The sequence below is a fragment of the Bradyrhizobium forestalis genome, assembly GCF_002795245.1.
Taxonomy (GTDB): domain Bacteria; phylum Pseudomonadota; class Alphaproteobacteria; order Rhizobiales; family Xanthobacteraceae; genus Bradyrhizobium; species Bradyrhizobium forestalis.
The window spans coordinates 13275-31415 of record NZ_PGVG01000053.1; the positions used below are offsets into that span (position 1 = coordinate 13275).

An 18141-nucleotide genomic window follows, 5' to 3' on the forward strand; every position below is an offset into this window, starting at 1 on the left:
CGTGGCATAGTCCAGCGCACCCCGAATACGCGGGGATCTTCGTCTAGCCTCTTCAGGGAAGGGAGATATCGCGTGCGGCGTCCACATCGTCGGGGACTCGGCGGTTCGGCTGCCGCATATCTCCATGCTCCGACGTGGTCACCTCGCACATCACGTCTGACTCGCAGACAAAATTCTCTCTGACATAGTCCTCATTACTTCTTATGACTTTGCAGGGCACGCCTGCGTCGCAATTCTTTCTCCCAAGCTTGGGCCGGCCGCTTGGCGAATGTTCGGCGAAAGTGGTAATCCCGAACGAAGATCTTATCTTCCTTGCTCCAGTGCGACACGCTATGCAGGCTAGTCCAAGCTTCGGGCCCAAGGTAGGAGTATAGATTGTCGCGCCGAAAAAGATCATTGAGCATTCTCTCAACCCCGAGGGTGCGAGTCGCCCGATCCAAATGCAAGCGGTTAAGACCGGCGCGTAGGAAGAAGAGACGTCCGTCCGCACATTCGTAGTTAAATAAAATGGGGGAAGCCAGTCATCGTAGATTGCCCGCATGGCCGCGTATTCGCCACGCGTCCTCGTTGCTGGAAATTGCGCCAAAGTTATCTCGGCCGACATTTCAAGTACACGCACATGGAGCACGGGTACGAGGATATTCTTCGTTCTTGGCTGAAAATCTCCGCCAGACGATCTGTCACCAGGTTCTACCAATTTTGCGAGGCCGATCACTGAACTTCGCCCGAGGAAAAGCCTCGATCGCGTCAAGATCGCACGTCGGCCGATGCTGCTGGTCACGGCATAAGTTCCCCGTACGGTGTGGTTCACCGCGGGAAACTACGCCGTGTTCTTTTCCAGCGACGCGCCTAGGCCGGCACGAGTTCGTGATAGTAGCCGGTCTTATCCCAGACCGCCCTCAAAACGACTCCCGACACTTTGGCGATAGCGACGGTGAAGTGCGAGGGCACCCTCGTTCCCCCATCCCAATTGACGCTGCCGGTCGGTGAACCTTGCAATAGGTGCCCACAGACCGCCATCCCGGAAGCGTTCATCGCCGTAATATTAACCTTGAAATAGGGGTCCTCGTGTCCGTCAAAGCCGCCACAACCAAAGCCTGTGTCGGCGTGGTGACGCAAGAACCCCGGCGGCGGTGTTCTCATCGACTCGTCCGGGAGCCAGCCCATCCCGATGACGCCAGTCATGGTCATCTGAAGCGGCCCCGGAATCTCTATGAAATCAACCCCGAAATTGTACGTAGTGGGCTCGGCGGAAATCCGCGTCAACCTGAGCTTAGCCAAGTTGCCGGTCGCGTTCAGAAGGACTCCTGTCTTGACATCGTTCTGCCTGCAGATGTCATAAAGCGCTGGAAGAAGATCTTCACCCGCCTCAATTCGAGCGTAGATGACCTCTTCGAATTTCCCCTTGAGCATATGCCTTTGCATGTCATAGATCTCCAAATGATGAAGGTAAAACCCTGACCCCTCGGTCCAACCTCAGGACGGTCGCCGAGGGTTCTGCAGAAACAAATACCGGGATTTATTTGCCGGATTGCCGCAATATGGTGCTTCGCCGCGACGAAATGCTTCGCCTGCAATGGAGAATCCAAAGCCTTTGTGCGATTTCCTCTGAGATCGCGAGCATCTTGTAGACTGTGGATTGGACCTGATCCACTACGTCGTCCACCAGCCGAGGTGTATGCTCGATACTCTAATGGGGTGAAAGCAAGGGAACGCCTGACCGCAACAAAATCGACGGACCGTGACAGGATTCTGCATTGCTGCCATGTAATGGGTGTTGGCGTTCAATCCAGCCATCAGCGGCTCACGTTCAGTACGAGCCGAGCCAGGATTTTGCACTCGGCTGTTAAGTCGTCGACAGACATCAGGACGCTGTCGCTAATAAGGCCCTGGATTTGAATTCCGGAGGCGACCACGCTGTGATCCTGCCATAGGCGGTCTCCTGCTGAAGTGTCGTCACAGTCGATCGCGCCCTTACCTCCGCTCACGACTTTACGCGGGCCCAACAAGTTGGCAGTTCGGGCAGCTATTCTTCGGGCGAGGATTGCGCTAATTCACTAGCTCGACCAAGAGTTGCTGCCTCTATTCGCGAGCTCTCTACTGCTCCCAATGTGTGCCGGTCCCATATCAAAGCCGTCTAGTCGTAGCGCGCATATGCGGGATTTCATCGAGGTGGCGCTGACAATTGGTGAAATTCGACGCGGTCGAGAAGCTACGGTTCCAGCTTAGGTTTGAGTTCGATGTGCGCCCCGAGTCGTTACGACCAAGCGCGCGCTTACAAAAAGGGGGGAATCATGCCGGTGTCTCGTAAATTTCCGTGCCGTCGCGTGAGCCGACGCTCGGTCCTCCAATCGTCTGCGGCGATGCTGAGTGCACCGCTTGTTGCAAAGGCCACTGCAGCCTTCGGGCAGGAAAAACTCGCTGGCACTGGCGAAGTGGTCGTTTACGGTTATGGCGGCTCATTTACGCAAAACTTGCGTAAGTATGTCTTTGATCCCTTTACGAAGGCGACGGGCATCAGGGTTGTCGATGTGATAGCTGACTTGGCCGGGCCTCAGCTCAAGGCGATGCACGAAGCTGGGCGCGTCGATTGGGATGTTGCTTTTCTCTCAGATGTGGAGCCAGGCTACGCCTTGCTGCGCGAGGCCGGCATGTTTATGCCCATCGACTACAGCCTCTGGGACGACGAAGCCCTAAAGGGTGTGCCGGAATCTGCTCGCCGTACTGATGCTGTCGTCGCATTCCAAAACGCGACTCTGCTGGTTTATGATGAACGCGCTTTCCCGAAGGGCGGCCCGAAGAACTGGTCGGAATTCTGGAATGTCAAGGAATTTCCGGGACCGAGGGGGTACAATGGTGTCGGTGGTCCAGCTCCCATACTGTTTGCCTTGATGGCCGATGGTGTCGCGCACAAGGATCTCTGGCCGTTGAGCGATGATAAGATTGACCGGGCGCTGAAGAAGCTCGATCAGATTAAACCGCACATCACCAAGTGGTGGGCGGCGGGGGGCGAGCCCATACAGCTTCTCATCAACCGTGAATATGCGCTGTCGAGTGTGTTTGATGGCCGTGCCCTGGCGGCCATCAAGCGGGGGTTACCCATTCGCATGGTATGGGACGGCGCTACTATAGGCGCAACCGACTGGACAGTTCTTAAGGGCGGGCCGAACAGCGCGAATGCACAGAAATTCATCGCATTTGTGAATCGGGCCGAAACGGCAGCCGCCTTTACGCAAGCGGCCGGGTATCCCGGGCCGAATCTAAATCAGCTAAAGTATTTGCCAGCCGATCTGGTGCCACTGATCAGCATAAACCCCGACAACGCCGCGAAGGCTGTCCGGCTTGATGCTACCTGGGTTCTGGCAAAACGTCCGGATGGCAAGACCAACGCGGATCACATACAGGAGCGCTGGCTAGCATGGCGGGCACAATAATAACACCGCTACTGACGGTGGTTCGACGTCTTCGTTAGCTTTATCGTCGGCCAAGCCAACTATGGGCTTGGCCACTGCTTGCAAGTATCTTCCGAAGATTGAGATCGATCGCCGTTGATGCGGGCGTTCGCAATGCTGCTGTCACTGGCGCGGCGAGCGCGCAAGCAGAACACCATTGGCGCGAGAAGCTCTATTCCCCGCACGTGCTGAAGCCGGATGCATCGGCAAAGGCAAGGCGCTTCGGCCTTACGAACAGCGTCAAAGTCTCTGTTGTCGCCACGATCGGCCGGAGCCCGCGGCCAGTTCGTTGCCCGTGAAGGCACTACCCGGCTTCCGTATGACGGTCACACGCTGGCCACGGTGATTCCGCACACGGAAGGCGTGCTGGTCGGCAACACCTTCGCGCGTCTCTTCGCCGAAGAAGGGATCACGCAAGCACAGTTCGTCTCCGGCCAGAAGCGAGGGGGCGCCCACGATCAATCGTGAACTGCGCCGCCGGCTGCCGTCGAGCCGATCATCGGCCATCTCAAGGCCGAGCACCGTATGAGCCGCAGTTATCTTTGTTCCGCCAAAGCGATGCTACCAAGCCATTCTTGCCGGCGCCTGGCCAGACCGATGCTGCCCTCATCGTCCACGTTTAAGTGTTTCGGGCCGGAGTCCTTCACGACGACGAAAAACTGCATGCTTTCGTGAGCAAGCGCAGAATTGCGCAATTATCAGCCGCAAATTAGAAAATTTTGGCTCTGCAGATTGCTAATCTTCGCGCGACAGATGAGCTCTTTCCAGATCAAATGCGCCCCCCGAGGCGCTCGGCCCTAACTGAGACTGCTTGTGGATACGACGGCGCACCCCGAAGAAACCAAACAAGGATGTGGTGCGCTGCGTCGCCAGATCGGTTCGCATTCTGCCAGCGTCGCGGAAAAGGTTGGCGCCCTCCGTAAGGAGCGGTTGCCATTTGTTCGTCCGGGCGGGATGACGGGTCAGCGCCGCGGCGCTACGCCTGAGCCGGGCTGGGTCGCCATTTTGATCGAGCGGATGGTTGGTAGCGGGGAGGTTGATCGCACCTCCGCGATAATGAGAGCGAAAACCGGCACTCTGCTAGAGGCGATTCAGAAGGCGGCCGATGATAACGGCTTGCTCTTCCCTTTGGAACTTGGTGGGTATGCAATCGATGGCAATCACTCCATGAATGCTGGCGGCAGCCAGGTCATTCGCTCTGGCATACCCGAGGGCTGTTGCTCGGTCTGGAAGTCGTGCCGACGGATGACACCATCATTACGAGCCTCAACAAGCTCCCGGAAGAACAATACCGGGGCGGAAGCAGCCATACTACCTACACACGAGGAGACGCTTGTGAATAAGCCTTTGACCGCCCCCCTACCTGCATCGCTCCTCGAAGCGCTTGCGCATTACGACACCCCGACAATTTGCAACGCAATGGAGATGGTCGCGCCGGAGCGACGGCTGATCGGCTACACGACCAAGCAGTTGGTCTGTCCATTTCCCGATCTGCCGCCGATTGTGGGCTACGCGCGTACCGCCACTATCCGCTCGGTCGTGCAAACGAGCTTGCCGCCAGCCGAAAAGTCCAAGAACCTGGTCGAATACTACAAGTACGTCGGCACGGGCTTCGGCCCTCGCATCGTGGTTATGCAAGACCTTGACGGGCCTGACATCGGCTATGGCGCGTGGTGGGGCGAGGTGCACAGCAACCTGCACAAGGCGCTCGGCTGTGTCGGAGTTGTCACGGACGGCTCCATCCGCGATGTGCCACAATGGGCGCACGGTTTCCAGGCGCTGGCCGGCTCCATCGGTCCCTCTCGTGCCTGGGTGCATGCCGACAACTTTGGTGGGCAAGTGCGTGTGGCCGGCATGACTGTGCGTTCCGATGATCTAATCCACGCCGACCGCCATGGCGCAATCGTGATCCCAATGGATGTTGCCGAGAAATTGCCCGCTGCTGCCGAGCTCTGCGGCCGGCAGGAGCAGCCTCTGTTGGAGGTCGCGCGCTCGACCGACTTCTCGCTGGAGAAGCTGAAGGCAGCGCTGAAACGTTCGGCGGAGATTCACTAGATGAATCCAAAAATCGCGTGAAGCCGAACCACAATCTGTCTAATCGTGCCGCCTGAACGATCGTCTGGCTCAGAATCCGAGTCGGATTGGTCGAACGTTGGCCGACAAGTGTATTGAGCGAATTTTTTCACAATGCCGCTGGCGGGCGAGACATAGAAGTGTTGGCCCCCAGCGATACCGGCCTTCGACAGCGGTGCTAGGAAACCATCGGCGCGCATAGAGTAAGCGAAGGTGCGGTAACGCTCTCGGCGAGAGTCGACGGCCACCGAAGCGTCAAAGCCGGATCGTAATCGGTCTGTCACCGCCTCATTGCGAGGCGCTCCTTTTGCAAATGGCGGCAATCACACGAAGTGAGGCATCATGAAGGCACAACCCTTAGCATCGCACTACATCAACGGGGCCTATGTGGAGGATGATCATGGCCGATCCATCGAGGTGATCTACCCCGCGACCGGTGAGATCATCGCGCGCCTCTATTCTGCTACATCGGACATTGTCGAACGCGCGGTCGGGGCCGCCCGCGCGGCTCAAGGTAAGTGGGCGAAGTTGAAGCCTGTCGCGCGCGGTCGCATCCTGCGCCGAGCTGCCGATATCCTGCGAGAACGTCACGCCCAACTCGGCCGTTTGGAAACGCTCGATACAGGCAGAGTAATACAGGAAACGCTTGGCGACCCTGGCGTCGCCGCAAACGCAATGGAATTCTTTGGCGGTGCGATCGCTTCCTTTTATGGCGATTATATCGACCTTGGCCAATCGTTCGGCTATTCGCGTCGCGAGCCGCTCGGCGTGTGCGTCGGTATCGGCGCCTGGAACTTTCCAATCCAAATCGCTGCCATGAAAGCGGCTCCGGCGCTCGCGATGGGCAATGCGATGGTGTTTAAGCCCTCGGAAAACACGCCGCTATCGGCTCTCGCGCTGGCGGAGATCTTTACGGAGGCCGGTCTGCCTGATGGTGTTTTCAATGTGGTGCAAGGCTACGGAGATGTGGGCGAAGCTCTTGCAATTCACGAAACGGTAGCAAAGGTATCCCTTACCGGCTCGGTGCCGACCGCGCGCAAGGTCTCGGGTGTGGCTGCTTCAAAGTTGAAACATATTACCCTGGAACTCGGCGGTAAGTCGCCGGTCATCGTGTTCGATGATGCCGAGGTGGAAAATGCGGTCAGCGGTGCGTTGGCGGCCAACTTCTACGCCAATGGCGAGGTGTGCACGAACGGAACGCGCATCTTCCTGCACGAGGGAATTCGAGACCGGTTTCTCAAACGGCTGACTGAGCGCACAAAGAATATTCGAATCGGCGATCCCCTTGATCCGGAAACGCACATGGGACCGCTAATCAACAAGACGCAGCATCAGAAGGTGCTCGACTATATCGCAATCGGCAAGACCGAAGGTGCAACGCTCCTTTGCGGCGGCGGGGTCCCACGACTACAAGGGTTCGATAGTGGCCTTTTCGTCGAACCAACTGTGTTCGTCGATGCAACGGACAGTATGACGATAGCACGAGAGGAGATTTTTGGGCCGGTGATGACCGTACTTTCTTTCCGGCATGAAGACGATGTCATCCGGCGCGCCAACGACACACAATTCGGACTGGCTGCTGGCGTGTTCACCCGCGACCTGTCGCGCGCACACCGAGTGATCACGGAACTGCAGGCTGGGACGTGCTGGATCAATACTTATAATCGAACGCCGATCGAATTGCCCTTCGGGGGATATAAACACTCCGGCATCGGCCGCGAAAACGCGCTTGCTGCGCTCTCGCATTACTCGCAATTGAAGAGTATCTACGTGGAGACGGGTGATATCGCGAATCCGTACTAATGTGCGGGACCACGCCGGCGCCCGGCTTTCAAGATCGATCGAACTGCTGAAGCGCCGCGACCGTGAATAGCCAATATGTGTTTGGTCTCGCGCCCGGCTATCAGGTCGCTCGAAAGCGTCGGGGAGCCGCAGAATAGCTGAGCAGTTGATGAGCAAGGATGCGCGCGAACACTTGTTGCATTTCGTCGCCTATTGGCTTGAGGCCACTGCGCAATCTGCTCGCTAAAATAATGATTCTTCTTTCATTGCACAGAGCCGATCAAAAGCCGACTTGAGCGAGGATTTCTGTGCGTCGGTGAGTTGGACGTGATGTGCTCGCTCTTCCGCCATCTCCAACTGAAGACCCAGGATTGTATTTCTGAGCTGCTGAGTAGCTCGCGCCACCGTCGGCATCGTCGGTTGCCTTGTGGGCGTTCAAGCGCTTTTAAACCTGCGGCGCTCGCAGAAAAATCCTGATGCCGATCTGTTGCACGCATCGATGCCCGCCTCGACTTTGATGGTGTCATTCGCGAGGTGATTCGGCATCGCCCGACGGGTCTGACCAAACCGGCCCACTGCGACGAAGACGGATCGCGGTCGATCCCAGCAACATGTCATGAACTTCCGCAGAAGGCCCGCGACGCGCTCGATGCGCCGCAGTGGACACTAGCGTCCCTCACAGGCAGAGCCAGGGATGCGCGAAGATGCGTGCTCGAGATCGACGAGGGAACACCGCGTTTGCCAATCCTCGACCTCGCCAGCCGCGTGACCATCGGAACCGGCAATGGCGGCGTCGACCGCGCATGACGAGCGCGCTCGCCTCGGGCACGGCCGTGGCGATCTGGGGGCCAGCTCCGAGAAGTCCAAGTCGCCAAAGGGCCGTTCCTTGCCGATTGCGACGACAGGGCGCGCACGCCTCGTGTGCAACGAGGGCGACCCCGAGCAAGTGAAGGCGCCAACGCCCACTACGGCGCGCGCAATGGCGCAGCGGCAACATGCGATCCTGCGGATGTCGAACGCGGCGAACTCGTGGAGAGCCTGAGTTGGCCGATGGTGCCCACCAGTCAATGCACGGCTTGGCTGCGCGAGCTGCTGCGGTGATCGCTGCTCGATCGCCTTGCGCATCACTCCGAAACGGGGAACGAGAACTACCTCGTCGCGGCGGCCAGAGCCAATACCAGGAAGCGATCGAGCGATCGAAAACCCGCAAAGGACGCGGGGGCGTTTTCATTGCGCCAGCGTCATCCTGTGCCACATCAGCGACGGTTTTTTTCATCCCGACGATAGAGTCAGTGGTCAGAGGCCATACGACTTAGTGCTGCGCTCGTGGCTCCTAAGGAACGAAAAGCGCCGCGTTCCCCAGCTTAGATGAAGAATTGCGTCCCCGCGAACGGTCTTATTGCAGAAATCCGGCTGAGGAAATCCCGTAACTATCTTATCGAATCCTCAGCCGCTGGCACCGAGGATTTCGACAATCCCATTTTATATCTTCGGAGGTACGGCATGACAAAGAGGAAATCATTTGCTGGAAAAATCGAGGAAGTCGTTTACGCTCGACTCGAGCCAGGCGACGACCTTCTTCGAGCCCTTTGGGAAATCTGCAAGGAACACGATATTAAGACAGGCGTTCTTATGGACTGTACCGGTTCGATGGCGAACTGCGTTATGCAGCGGTTTGGTCACGAAGACCACGGAGGACTTGGGATCGATGTCGTCAATATCCGGGGACCGCTGGAGGTGACCGCTACTGGTGTTATCGGGACGGGCTGGGTTCCGGACAAGTCGGTAACAGTGCCGCCGCTGCTCAAGCGTGAAGGCTGGACAGGCTTCGGCTTCGGCGGCTGGGAAGGACACGAGACTCCCTATTGCCACGTCCATATCGTTGTCTCGAATAACTCGGAGACAGTTTGTGGGCACCTCTTGGAAGGTTCACATCTGCACCCTAAGCCGGCTCCCGACAAGGTCGACAAGATCACCGGGCGGGGTAACGTGCCCGAGCATTTCACGGTCGCGATCGCAAAAGTTTCCGGTGTGGTTCTGAAAGCGGTCTTTGATAAGTCGGGCTATTATCACGACGTCGTAGCCGCATAGTCGATCGCTTGAGGAATGCGCGGCGCAACCTTCGCGAAGAATAACCTGGTAGTCCGTGCGGGCTAGCCGCCAGAGCGCCGGCTCGGCAGTTGGCGTTTGCCGTGCAAGTTCGAAATGACCGCATCCGCAACCGCGGCGTCTGACCTTCTTCCTAAGGGGTAACGTCTTTCGCCGGTAGGTTGCGGGTGTTCACGCCTATGACTGTAATGACCCGCTGAATCGGCACCACTGCTAATGGCCCGAGCTTGCGTTTGCAGTTGTACCAAAGCTCTCTGCCAAGTTCGAGGAGGTCATTTACGCTCGGATTGAGTGGGCGGAAGATCTTCTTTTGGCTCTCTGGGATATCTTTAGACAAAACGATGTCAAGACAGGGGGCGTTCTGAACGCGACTGGAGACTTAGCCAAGCTAAGGATTACGCGGATTGTCAGGAAGCCGACTACGTACGATTTTGGGAACGACTTCGCGGAAATACCAGGGCCTACACGAGGGAATTCGGGACCGGTTGCTCAAACGGCTGACTGAGCGCACCAAAAAAATTCGAATCGGCAATACCCTGCGGCGGGATCCCCGGCCACAAAGGGTTCGATTATCCCCTTTTCGTCGAACCAACTGTGTTCGTCGATGCAATGGACAGCATGACAATAACGCGAGAGGAGAGTTTTGGGCTGGTGATGACGGTACTTTCTTTCCGGCACGAAGACGATGGCATCCGGCGCGCCAACGAACACAATTCGGACTGGCTGCTGGCGTGTTCACCGGCGACCTGTCACGCGCACACCGAGTGATCATGGAATTGCAGGCTGGGATTGCTGTTAATGGATTTTGAGCCCTTGCAACCGCCGTCGTGTTGCATGGTGCCCCATCCCCTTTCTGGATCCGTCCCTTGTCAATCCATTCAGCACGCCGGTATTCAGCTCCAATTAGCGCAGTCCAGCTTTCGCTAATTAGGCTGCAGTTGGAGCGCTCGCGCCAAATTCGCGAGGAACTCGTCGGCTCTGCTGTTCGGTATGTTCTAATTCCGCGTATTCCGCAATGCAGGATTTCAACACGGCGGGTTCGTTGAGCTTCGCCGAGGCCATCTCGCGTGGAGCGGCAAGCTGAATTTCGCTCGTCATCGCCGTCGAAGCGTCCGAGTTCGTGAAAGAAAGGTTGAGCAATGACGTCTGAGGCTTGGGGGCGGGACCTGGGCCTCTACTTCAGAGGAGAGATCAGGGCGAAGAAATCCTGTTCGGACGCTTGAAATGCCCGAGCCGGATCATCCCGGAACCGGCGCAAACACTCTGGCCATATAGGTTGAAAGATCGTCCACGATCTCCGCGCGCGAAGCGGACGTCACCCCCGCCAACGACTTCGCAAGCTCCTTCTTGAAGTCGAGCTGCATCGACCGCGCGATCTGGATCCGCTGCGCCTGCGGTGATCCGGCGCCATGCATGGACTCGGTCAGATAGCCAACGGCGTTCCTGCCGAGCGTCATGTTCTCCAGCAGCCGAAGGATGCGGACCCGGGATTCGGTCGCGACTTCGGGTCGTCCCTTCAGATACTTCTCGATGATCGGACCGATGGTCTCGTGCCGCAGCTCCCGCTCTGAGGGCAGCGTCACCATCAGCCCCCCGGCGAGATCCTGTGCCAGCCGCCCGATTTCGTACGGCAATTTCGTCACATGATGTTTGCAGACATTCGCGAGCATTTCGTCCGGCAGACACGCTCCTGACTTCATCGCAATGCCCTGATGGCTCGCCGCTATGCCGGCGCCGTAGATCGTCTCGTTAAGGTGGGTCATCTCAACCAACTTGTCGCGGACATGGGAGGCGCGCTCGACACCGTTGTAATCTGCGATCGTCGCCGCCGCGCCTATGAGCACGTCGCCCACGCCCGTCTTACAGACGTAACTGCGGCGATGATAGCAGGTGAAACGTTCGACCAGTGTAGAGGCAAACTCAAACTCTCCGTCGAGGAAGAGGAGTTCCCGCGGAATGAAGACGTCCTCGAATACGATCATCGCTTCTTGACCGGAAAAACGTGCGTTGCCAGCGTCAATATCGCCGTCTTCGGCGCTGCGCGTGTCGCATGATTGCCGGCCGTAGATATAGGTGATTCCCTTGGCGTCAACAGGTATCGCGCCAACGACGGCGTAATCCCTGTCCGCCGCGTCTAGTCGCATTGTTGGCATCACGATCAGCCAGTGCGAGTTGAGGCAGCCGGTCTGGTGCGCCTTCGCTCCGCTGACATAAACACCTTCCGCGGTCCGCCGCGTGATGTGAACGAACAGATCTGGATCCGCCTGCTCCGATGGGGATTTAGCGCGGTCACCTTTCACGTCGGTCATGGCACCACCGACGACGAGGTTCGCGCTCTGGATGCTCGCGAGAAATTTCGTGAAGCGGGCGTGATAGTCGGTGCCGTACTTTTCATCCAAATCGTATGTAACCGAGTGCAGCGAATTGAGTGCATCCATGCCGACGCAGCGTTGGAAACAGGTGCCCGTCAGTTGGCCGAGACGGCGCTGCATCTTGTTCTGCATGACAAGGTCGGAGGTTCGCGACGAGATGTGCAGGAAGCGATTTACGCGATCACCGGTGAAAGGCGAGATGGCCAATGCCAATTCAGGGTCGTCAATGGCAAGATCGTAGGTCTGGGCGACCGCGTTTATCGAGGGGCGGATGATCGGGTGGTCGACCGGTTCTTCGACCACCTCGCCCATGAGATAAACTGTCAGCTTCCGTGCCCTCAAGCTCTCGATGTATTCCGCGCCGGATCGGATTGGATTCTCCGGCGGAGTGCTCGAACGGGCTGCGACGACTTTCTGGTCCATAGGAAATATCTCCAATGAAGCGAGCCCGCGATGCGATGGCATCGGGGCCCGCGCAAACTGCTTGCTTAGGCCTGCACGACCAACGCGCAGGCGCTGTCGCTTCGAGCGGACGAATGCCTGATCGCCGGGGTCACTTCGGGTGGCTTATAGCAATCCCATTCCCCATTCTCATGGAATTGCTTTGACACACGTACACTCTTGAACCGGTCCTCGCGGTTTCGGTCGCTCTCAGCGAAAAAGTCGTCGGTCGGCATCTCACGCATTAGGCTCATAACGGACTAACCTCGTCCTTGCCTGCCGCCTGGACCGGCCTGCAGGTAGTGCAGGTTCACGAATGGTCAGCACCGATCATATGCGGCGTCGGCTCCGTGTGACCATAGAATCGGCTGAAGCACGCACGCCTCGTCGCTGTCCCACTAGAAAACGTACGTCGGTCCCCAGTTCATTTCGATGGGCTCAATTTGGGCGTGGCCACCTTGCCTTCATTGGTTGCGACTTCTTAGGTCATCTCAGCACGCATGCTCAGTCAGGTACGATGCTAGAGCGAAGAGTCCTTATTGATCTCTTCGGTCCTGATACTGCCGACATTGCGTAGCGTTGGACTGAGACAAGCATAGGCGAGTAGGGCGGCGAGCACAGCGGACTCCAGGAGAAATGGACCCGGAGCGAAAACCTCGTAGAGGCTCACCGCGAAAGGCGCGAAAAGCACATTCACGCCATTGACCGCCCCGATAGCTCCAGCTACGCGCCCCTGGTCCTTCATCGGAACGGAAAGGGACGCACCGACGATAAAGCCTGGTCGGGCCAAGGCGAAGCCGAGGCTAGCAAGGGCATAGCCGATGATAGCGGTGGCATAGTTTGGCGAGAAAGCGATCAAGACGCTGCCGAGCGACGCCAATCCGGCACCCCATCGCAGGAGGACCTTCGGGGTCATGCGGAACACTGGGATGAGGCCCCATAACGCAAGTAAACTGGCGACGGCGCCGGCGACCATCGCAATCTCGATATGACCTTGAGCTATGCGCAGCAAGGCGGGGGAGGGGAGCTCAGGTAGCGCTTTGCTGGTTTTGTCGATAATCAGAAAACCCAATGTCTGTGCCAGCGCATTCTGGCAAACGAAGAGCAGGAAGCCGTAAACGATGAAGGAGGCAAAGTTGGAATGGAGCCACAGCTGTTTACGCGGCTCCTTGTCACTGAGGAGCGGCTGCTTCGTCAGCAAGATCGGCTCCTCATCTAGATAGCGCGCGACGACGATCAGTATTGTCGTGGCGATCAGAGCAAAGGCGTACAGCGGTCCTGCCAATCCAAAAAAGCCAATGATGAAGAGTGGCGCCAGCACTGGGCCAACCACGGTGCCAAAGCTGGTTGCCCCAGCGATGCTCGACATCCAACGCGTGCGCTCGGCGGGGCAGGTGCGCTCCGCGATATAGGTTTGACTCGCAGGGCTGGTGGCCGAGCCGAAGAGCCCATAGAGCGCGCGACAGACCAGAAATAATCCGAAGACGATCGTGGGAGTTGCCAAATCGGCCAGGCCGGCGCTTACCACAAGGCCACAGAGCATCATAGAAACCGCGAATCCAGCCAGGCCGACGATCATGAGCGGCTTACGACCCCGCACATCCGATTGACGAGCCCAGAACGGCGAGGTTACAGCCCATAACAGGGAGGATAAAGAGAAAATGGCCGCCACCATCGAGTCTGCGATGCCGATCGAGCGGCCGATCGACGGAAGTACTGACTGCAAACCATTGTTACCCATCGCGGTAGCCATGGAGAGACAGAAGATGATAAGAAAGGGGCGGCGCGAAAGCCTGGGCACACCGGACATAGGGCGTTTCTTTAATTGGCTGGAACTTAAGCGCTCGTTCGCCTGCGAAAGTATTCATCTGCCCAAGGCCGGCGAGCAACGAAGGCAAGACAACGAAAGCGCAGCTTACATGGGCTCTGCAGCCGAATTGTAGTTAGGATCGGCCTTTCTTGCAGAAGTTCGGCGTCCTCGCCGAAAATCAGCTGAAAGTCTGCGGGATCTGAATCCGAACTCGGCCGCGGATCGCCGGCTCAGATCGCTCTACGACACAAGCTCACGGCCATGTCTATGACTCATGAGCGCGGCCATTAAAATCTTCGGAATGATAACGATCTCTCTCATCACCGAAATGCGATTGGCGAGTCTTGGAGGACTCTTCCCGTTGAAGATGTCATTTCCGATGGATTATCCCCCACCGGTGGTGAGCCCGAAATTGTCGCTGCTAAACTTCGCTAAGAGCTCCGGTTGGCATTTCTACATTGAGACCTTGCAAAAGTTGCCAGAGGGCTGGGGCCCAACGAATCTTGAGCGCTGCATCTTTAAAAAGGCCGCCCAGCCCGCCACCTCTAAGCGCGGCGGGCGAGCCAAGGCCGCCAGTAACCTCCGGAGACGGGGCTGCAAGCAGAAAGCTGTGTCGTCCGTCGGCGGCCGGCACCTGTAGCAGGCTGTTGAAAAGGGCGCGCCGCCGACCAGCGACGATGATTCATTGGCTCTGACAAGATTCGGCCATGGGGCGTGCGCCGCGGCGACAATCGAACAGGCGAGCTCTTCGGCTACGTCGAGACCTGGAGGGGCGGATGCGCCGCGATCATCCGCTGCGAGCGATCCGGACGATTGTGAAGGAAGTGCTGTCGGTGCTGGAGCGCGAGTTTGCCGCGGTCCATTCGCCGATGGGACAGCCGTAGATCCCGCCGGAGAAGCTGCTGCGGGCGATGCACGTTATATTCGATCGATTCGGAGCGACTTCTGATGCAGCGGCTGGTATACGATATGCTGTTCCGCTGGTTCGTCAGAATTGGCGTCGACGAGGCCGTCTGAGACCATTCGGTGTTCTCGAAAATCCCCGACCGGCTACTGGAAGGGGACATCGCGGCCAAGTTCCTGGCGGCGGTACTGGCGCGGCCCGAGGTGAAGAAACTGCTGTCAAGCGATCACTTTTCGGTCGATGGCAAGCTGATCGAGGCTTGGGCCTCGATGAAGAACGTCAAACCGAAGAACGGCTGTGGCGAGCCGCCGGCCCAACGCGGCGGGCGCAATGCCAGCGGACTTTCATGGCCAGAAACGCTCGAACGATACCCATGCTTCGACCACCAATCCCGATGCCAGCTGCCGAGGTGACCTTCTCTTCAAATGTACGATGATGGGCTCTGTCGAGGCCCTTGATGGCCGCATGCAACAGCTTGGTATCGAACAGAAAGTTGGCGGCCTTCGGCTGCACACTGGTGTTCATGAGGTCCTAACCGCGCGCCCCGTGTAACACCCTTGGGCTCTAGGCCGGAGACAGCTCCAGCGCTTGTCGCCGAGTCGATTGCGTCAATGGCTTGGGTCGCTTCGTGCGGGAGGGCATGCTGGCAGAACTCTTCGCCGGTGAAGAATGAAAATACGGGTCGAGCATCCAACCCTCGCATGCCCCTCATCCTGGGGATTCCAGTCGCCTGGGCGATGTCATGAGACTTTGAAGGCCTTGACTGCGGGACGGTTTCGGCCTAGCCAACCTCCTTCTGAACTCTGGCCGATGAGCCTGGATCAGCGGTCACTCCTGTACGGGAGGCGTCGGATCTCTGTTTGGCCGCGTGACGTATCGCGGCAACAAGCTGCTCGGCAGGGTCGGGCTGTAATCCTTTGATGCTGTTGCCGCTTTCTGTGAATAGGCGAATTGATCCACCGTGTCGGAAAGCGCTGTAGTCGACGCGGGAAAGCTCCTCGTCGTCCGCCAGGATCTGATCTGCGGCCGCTACGAGGCGGCGGACGTCATGTTCGCGCTCGATCGCCTCGATCTCCGAGAGGCGATATGGCTTTAGATCGCGCAGACCGTAAGCGCGCCACGCGAAAGGCTTCATCGAAAACGATACCCTGCGCGACACTCGCCGGGTCACGGGCGGTAACGTTTCGAATGTTTCGACGACCTCGCGGCCGGCCTCAGTTGTACGGAATGAAGCGCCCTTTGGCGCGGCCGTAAGTTCGACCCACCCAAACCGCATCATGCGCAGCTGGTCTCACTGATCAGGCGGGCCGGGATCCGCGCAACCTTCGCCAGTTCACCGGTGTTGGTGGGTCGACCGGCAATGCCCACAGGATTAGGAGATCAACCCCGCTCCAATGACGTCTTTTGTCGACGCAAACCCTGAGGCGGGCAAGCTTGACCGGCACGGCAATACGCACCACGTTGTGACCGCTCATTATCTTGTGTCCGTCAGGAGCCAGGCCACCGGTACCAGCTCGTCAGCGTCGCCCCATCGTGGAGCGTTTCTTCCGCCGACTGGTCGAACACCTCCGAGATTTTCGCGAGGAATGCCGGTACGCTGCGGTTGTCTGTCTTGTGGCGCCGATATCGCCGTCCCTGGACGCGCAAGAATCCCACGCTGCCAACGATGATGAGCTTCAATTTGGCCCGCAGAGCCTCTTCGATCGCGCGCCCCAGGCCTTCGACCTGCTCGTTGTAGGAAGAGAGAACAGCCCTCGTCACCGGTTCGTCCGTTTTTTTGGTGGCGGCTTTCAGCATTGCAGTACGGAAAATACGGCCTGCAACTCCGCGGGATTGTGATAAGTTAGACGGTGCTCGCCAGCTCTGCCCACACGTTGCACATAGGGAAGATCACGATCGGGAAAAAAGGTAAGCCCCGTTTGCAATCGTGAACGGAGGCTGCTCACTGAAGAATTCTGCCTCGCGGTCTTCCGGAGTCTGGAGCGTTCCGTCTGAGCAGCACCCGGAAACTCGATCGTAGAATGCATGCAGTGCTGCTGCAGGAGTTCGGGCGCGGCGCGACGCCGACGCTGGGCGAATCGATGTTGCCGTTCGAGCTCGCTGGTGACCAGACTTTCGAACAGCAACAGCATGCGCGATGATCGAGTGAACCTCGAGCGAAGGGCGCAAACCAACGTCGCGTCGCAGATTGAGCGCAAAGCCGAAAACCGCCACAATTCGCCATTCATTGAATAAATTCGGCGACTCGGGGCCACTTTGCGGGGGCTTCGAATCACCTCTCGCTTTATGATTTCTGAGAATACCCGCTGGGTCTGCCATCGCGGCCGCTCTGCATGCGCGACTAGGCGCATATTCTTCCCAACCGAAGGACACATCCATGTCAGCTCTGAACCCCTGTTTAGGCATTCTCGATTTCCAGCAGGAGCCCAGCTGGGTTCGGTCTACGCCGCGCCCCGGTTCCCTGATGAGCTCGGAGACCTACAACCTCCCGGTCATCATCGAAGAGGTTCCGGGTGCGACCGTCGATCGCGTCATGCGCGGCGACCGCGCGCTGCTCCCGGCCTATGTCGCGTCGGCCCGCAAACTCGTCGAGCGTGGTGCGGTCGCCATTACTTCGAACTGCGGTTTTGCCGTCCGCTTCCAGGCCCCGGTGGCCGAGGCCGTGAATGTCCCCGTGATCCTCTCGACGCTGGTATTGCTGCCTTCGATGCTGCGACAGTATCCGGAGAGCGCGATGATCGGCATCGGCACGTTCGACTCGACATCTTTCGCCGAAGACCTGCTTGTTGGCGTCGATCCTGCAGACCGCCAGCGGGTGGTTGTGGGTGGCATCGAGGGCGGCCACAATTTGCGCAATGCCGCACTGGGCAAGGCAACACCGCCCGAACAGCTGGAAGAAGACGTGGCGGCCCTCATCGCGCGAATGCTTGCCGCAAAACCGCAGATCCGCGCACTGCTGTTCACGTGCACGAACTTTCCGGTGATAACGCCAGCGATTCGCGCGCGCTTTGGGCTGCCGATCTACGATATCACGACCTGCGGAAGGCTGACGCTCGAGTCTGCGGTATCTGCCGGGCTGGTGCACGCACCCGCTTCGTCCGCCCGAAGAAGGCCAAACCAGCAGTCGACCACCGAGTGACGCGCCGTCCTGCCCACGGAGATGACCGGGGCAGTAATGCTGGTGTACGCTCAGGGCGT

The 18141-nt window shown here is 58.3% G+C and carries 12 protein-coding genes and 3 pseudogenes; 10 read left to right on the forward strand and 5 right to left on the reverse strand.

Annotated features, from left to right (window positions below):
- Positions 1 to 849 precede the first annotated feature (849 nt).
- Positions 850 to 1425: a PCC domain-containing protein gene (locus tag CVM73_RS35005; protein ID WP_146006707.1), complete on the reverse strand. Its 576-nt coding sequence runs from the start codon at positions 1423 to 1425 to the stop codon at positions 850 to 852.
- Positions 1426 to 2294: 869 nt separating this feature from the next.
- Here CVM73_RS35005 and CVM73_RS35015 point away from each other — a divergent pair.
- The 7 genes and pseudogenes from CVM73_RS35015 to CVM73_RS35045 form a co-directional block, all read left to right on the forward strand.
- The gene (locus CVM73_RS35015; RefSeq protein WP_158237644.1) at positions 2295 to 3434 is read left to right on the forward strand and encodes an ABC transporter substrate-binding protein; all 1140 of its coding nucleotides are present in this window, start codon (positions 2295 to 2297) and stop codon (positions 3432 to 3434) included.
- Between the two features lie 270 nt (positions 3435 to 3704).
- Entirely contained in the window at positions 3705 to 3920 is a 216-nt protein-coding gene (locus tag CVM73_RS39460; RefSeq protein ID WP_146006708.1) for a hypothetical protein, read from the forward strand.
- Positions 3921 to 4265: 345 nt separating this feature from the next.
- Positions 4266 to 4607, forward strand: a pseudogene (locus tag CVM73_RS40550) (hypothetical protein); the annotation flags it as partial.
- Between the two features lie 180 nt (positions 4608 to 4787).
- Positions 4788 to 5507, forward strand: coding sequence for an RraA family protein (locus CVM73_RS35025; protein WP_245452511.1), 720 nt, complete (start codon positions 4788 to 4790; stop codon positions 5505 to 5507).
- Between the two features lie 360 nt (positions 5508 to 5867).
- The gene (gene betB / locus CVM73_RS35030) at positions 5868 to 7328 is read left to right on the forward strand and encodes a betaine-aldehyde dehydrogenase (RefSeq protein ID WP_100236329.1); all 1461 of its coding nucleotides are present in this window, start codon (positions 5868 to 5870) and stop codon (positions 7326 to 7328) included.
- Between the two features lie 1482 nt (positions 7329 to 8810).
- On the forward strand, positions 8811 to 9398 hold the full coding sequence (locus CVM73_RS35040; RefSeq protein ID WP_158237645.1) for a PCC domain-containing protein: 588 nt from the start codon (positions 8811 to 8813) through the stop codon (positions 9396 to 9398).
- Positions 9399 to 9877: 479 nt separating this feature from the next.
- A pseudogene (locus CVM73_RS35045) lies at positions 9878 to 10204 on the forward strand (aldehyde dehydrogenase family protein); the annotation flags it as partial.
- A gap of 450 nt (positions 10205 to 10654) precedes the next feature.
- On the opposite strand, the gene CVM73_RS35050 reads toward CVM73_RS35045, so the two are convergent.
- Together CVM73_RS35050 and CVM73_RS35055 are read right to left on the reverse strand one after the other, a co-directional pair.
- Positions 10655 to 12211, reverse strand: coding sequence for a 4-hydroxyphenylacetate 3-hydroxylase family protein (locus tag CVM73_RS35050; protein ID WP_100236332.1), 1557 nt, complete (start codon positions 12209 to 12211; stop codon positions 10655 to 10657).
- A gap of 538 nt (positions 12212 to 12749) precedes the next feature.
- Positions 12750 to 13982, reverse strand: a complete 1233-nt coding sequence (locus CVM73_RS35055; RefSeq protein ID WP_347338476.1) for an MFS transporter — start codon at positions 13980 to 13982, stop codon at positions 12750 to 12752.
- Here CVM73_RS35055 and CVM73_RS41280 point away from each other — a divergent pair.
- Entirely contained in the window at positions 13891 to 14172 is a 282-nt protein-coding gene (locus CVM73_RS41280; protein WP_245452514.1) for a hypothetical protein, read from the forward strand. The genes CVM73_RS35055 and CVM73_RS41280 overlap by 92 nt on opposite strands.
- Positions 14173 to 14753: 581 nt before the next feature.
- A pseudogene (locus CVM73_RS35065) lies at positions 14754 to 15342 on the forward strand (transposase); the annotation flags it as partial.
- A 382-nt stretch (positions 15343 to 15724) separates the two neighbouring features.
- Here CVM73_RS35065 and CVM73_RS41290 read toward each other — a convergent pair.
- Together CVM73_RS41290 and CVM73_RS35075 are read right to left on the reverse strand one after the other, a co-directional pair.
- Positions 15725 to 16078: a hypothetical protein gene (locus CVM73_RS41290; protein WP_245452512.1), complete on the reverse strand. Its 354-nt coding sequence runs from the start codon at positions 16076 to 16078 to the stop codon at positions 15725 to 15727.
- Between the two features lie 353 nt (positions 16079 to 16431).
- Positions 16432 to 16740: a hypothetical protein gene (locus CVM73_RS35075; protein WP_100236335.1), complete on the reverse strand. Its 309-nt coding sequence runs from the start codon at positions 16738 to 16740 to the stop codon at positions 16432 to 16434.
- Between the two features lie 580 nt (positions 16741 to 17320).
- On the opposite strand from CVM73_RS35075, the gene CVM73_RS35080 reads away from it, so the two are divergent.
- Positions 17321 to 18082: an aspartate/glutamate racemase family protein gene (locus tag CVM73_RS35080; RefSeq protein ID WP_146006710.1), complete on the forward strand. Its 762-nt coding sequence runs from the start codon at positions 17321 to 17323 to the stop codon at positions 18080 to 18082.
- Positions 18083 to 18141 lie beyond the last annotated feature (59 nt).

What these genes read in the sequence shown, in the direction of transcription:
- CVM73_RS35005 (WP_146006707.1), bottom strand. Translation starts at nt 1,425, where the DNA reads ATGCAAAGGCATATGCTCAAGGGGAAATTCGAAGAGGTCATCTACGCT.
- CVM73_RS35015 (WP_158237644.1), top strand. Translation starts at nt 2,295, where the DNA reads ATGCCGGTGTCTCGTAAATTTCCGTGCCGTCGCGTGAGCCGACGCTCG.
- betB (WP_100236329.1), top strand. Translation starts at nt 5,868, where the DNA reads ATGAAGGCACAACCCTTAGCATCGCACTACATCAACGGGGCCTATGTG.
- CVM73_RS35040 (WP_158237645.1), top strand. Translation starts at nt 8,811, where the DNA reads ATGACAAAGAGGAAATCATTTGCTGGAAAAATCGAGGAAGTCGTTTAC.
- CVM73_RS35050 (WP_100236332.1), bottom strand. Translation starts at nt 12,211, where the DNA reads ATGGACCAGAAAGTCGTCGCAGCCCGTTCGAGCACTCCGCCGGAGAAT.
- CVM73_RS41280 (WP_245452514.1), top strand. Translation starts at nt 13,891, where the DNA reads ATGGCCGCCACCATCGAGTCTGCGATGCCGATCGAGCGGCCGATCGAC.
- CVM73_RS35055 (WP_347338476.1), bottom strand. Translation starts at nt 13,982, where the DNA reads ATGGCTACCGCGATGGGTAACAATGGTTTGCAGTCAGTACTTCCGTCG.
- CVM73_RS41290 (WP_245452512.1), bottom strand. Translation starts at nt 16,078, where the DNA reads ATGAAGCCTTTCGCGTGGCGCGCTTACGGTCTGCGCGATCTAAAGCCA.
- CVM73_RS35075 (WP_100236335.1), bottom strand. Translation starts at nt 16,740, where the DNA reads ATGCTGAAAGCCGCCACCAAAAAAACGGACGAACCGGTGACGAGGGCT.
- CVM73_RS35080 (WP_146006710.1), top strand. Translation starts at nt 17,321, where the DNA reads ATGTCAGCTCTGAACCCCTGTTTAGGCATTCTCGATTTCCAGCAGGAG.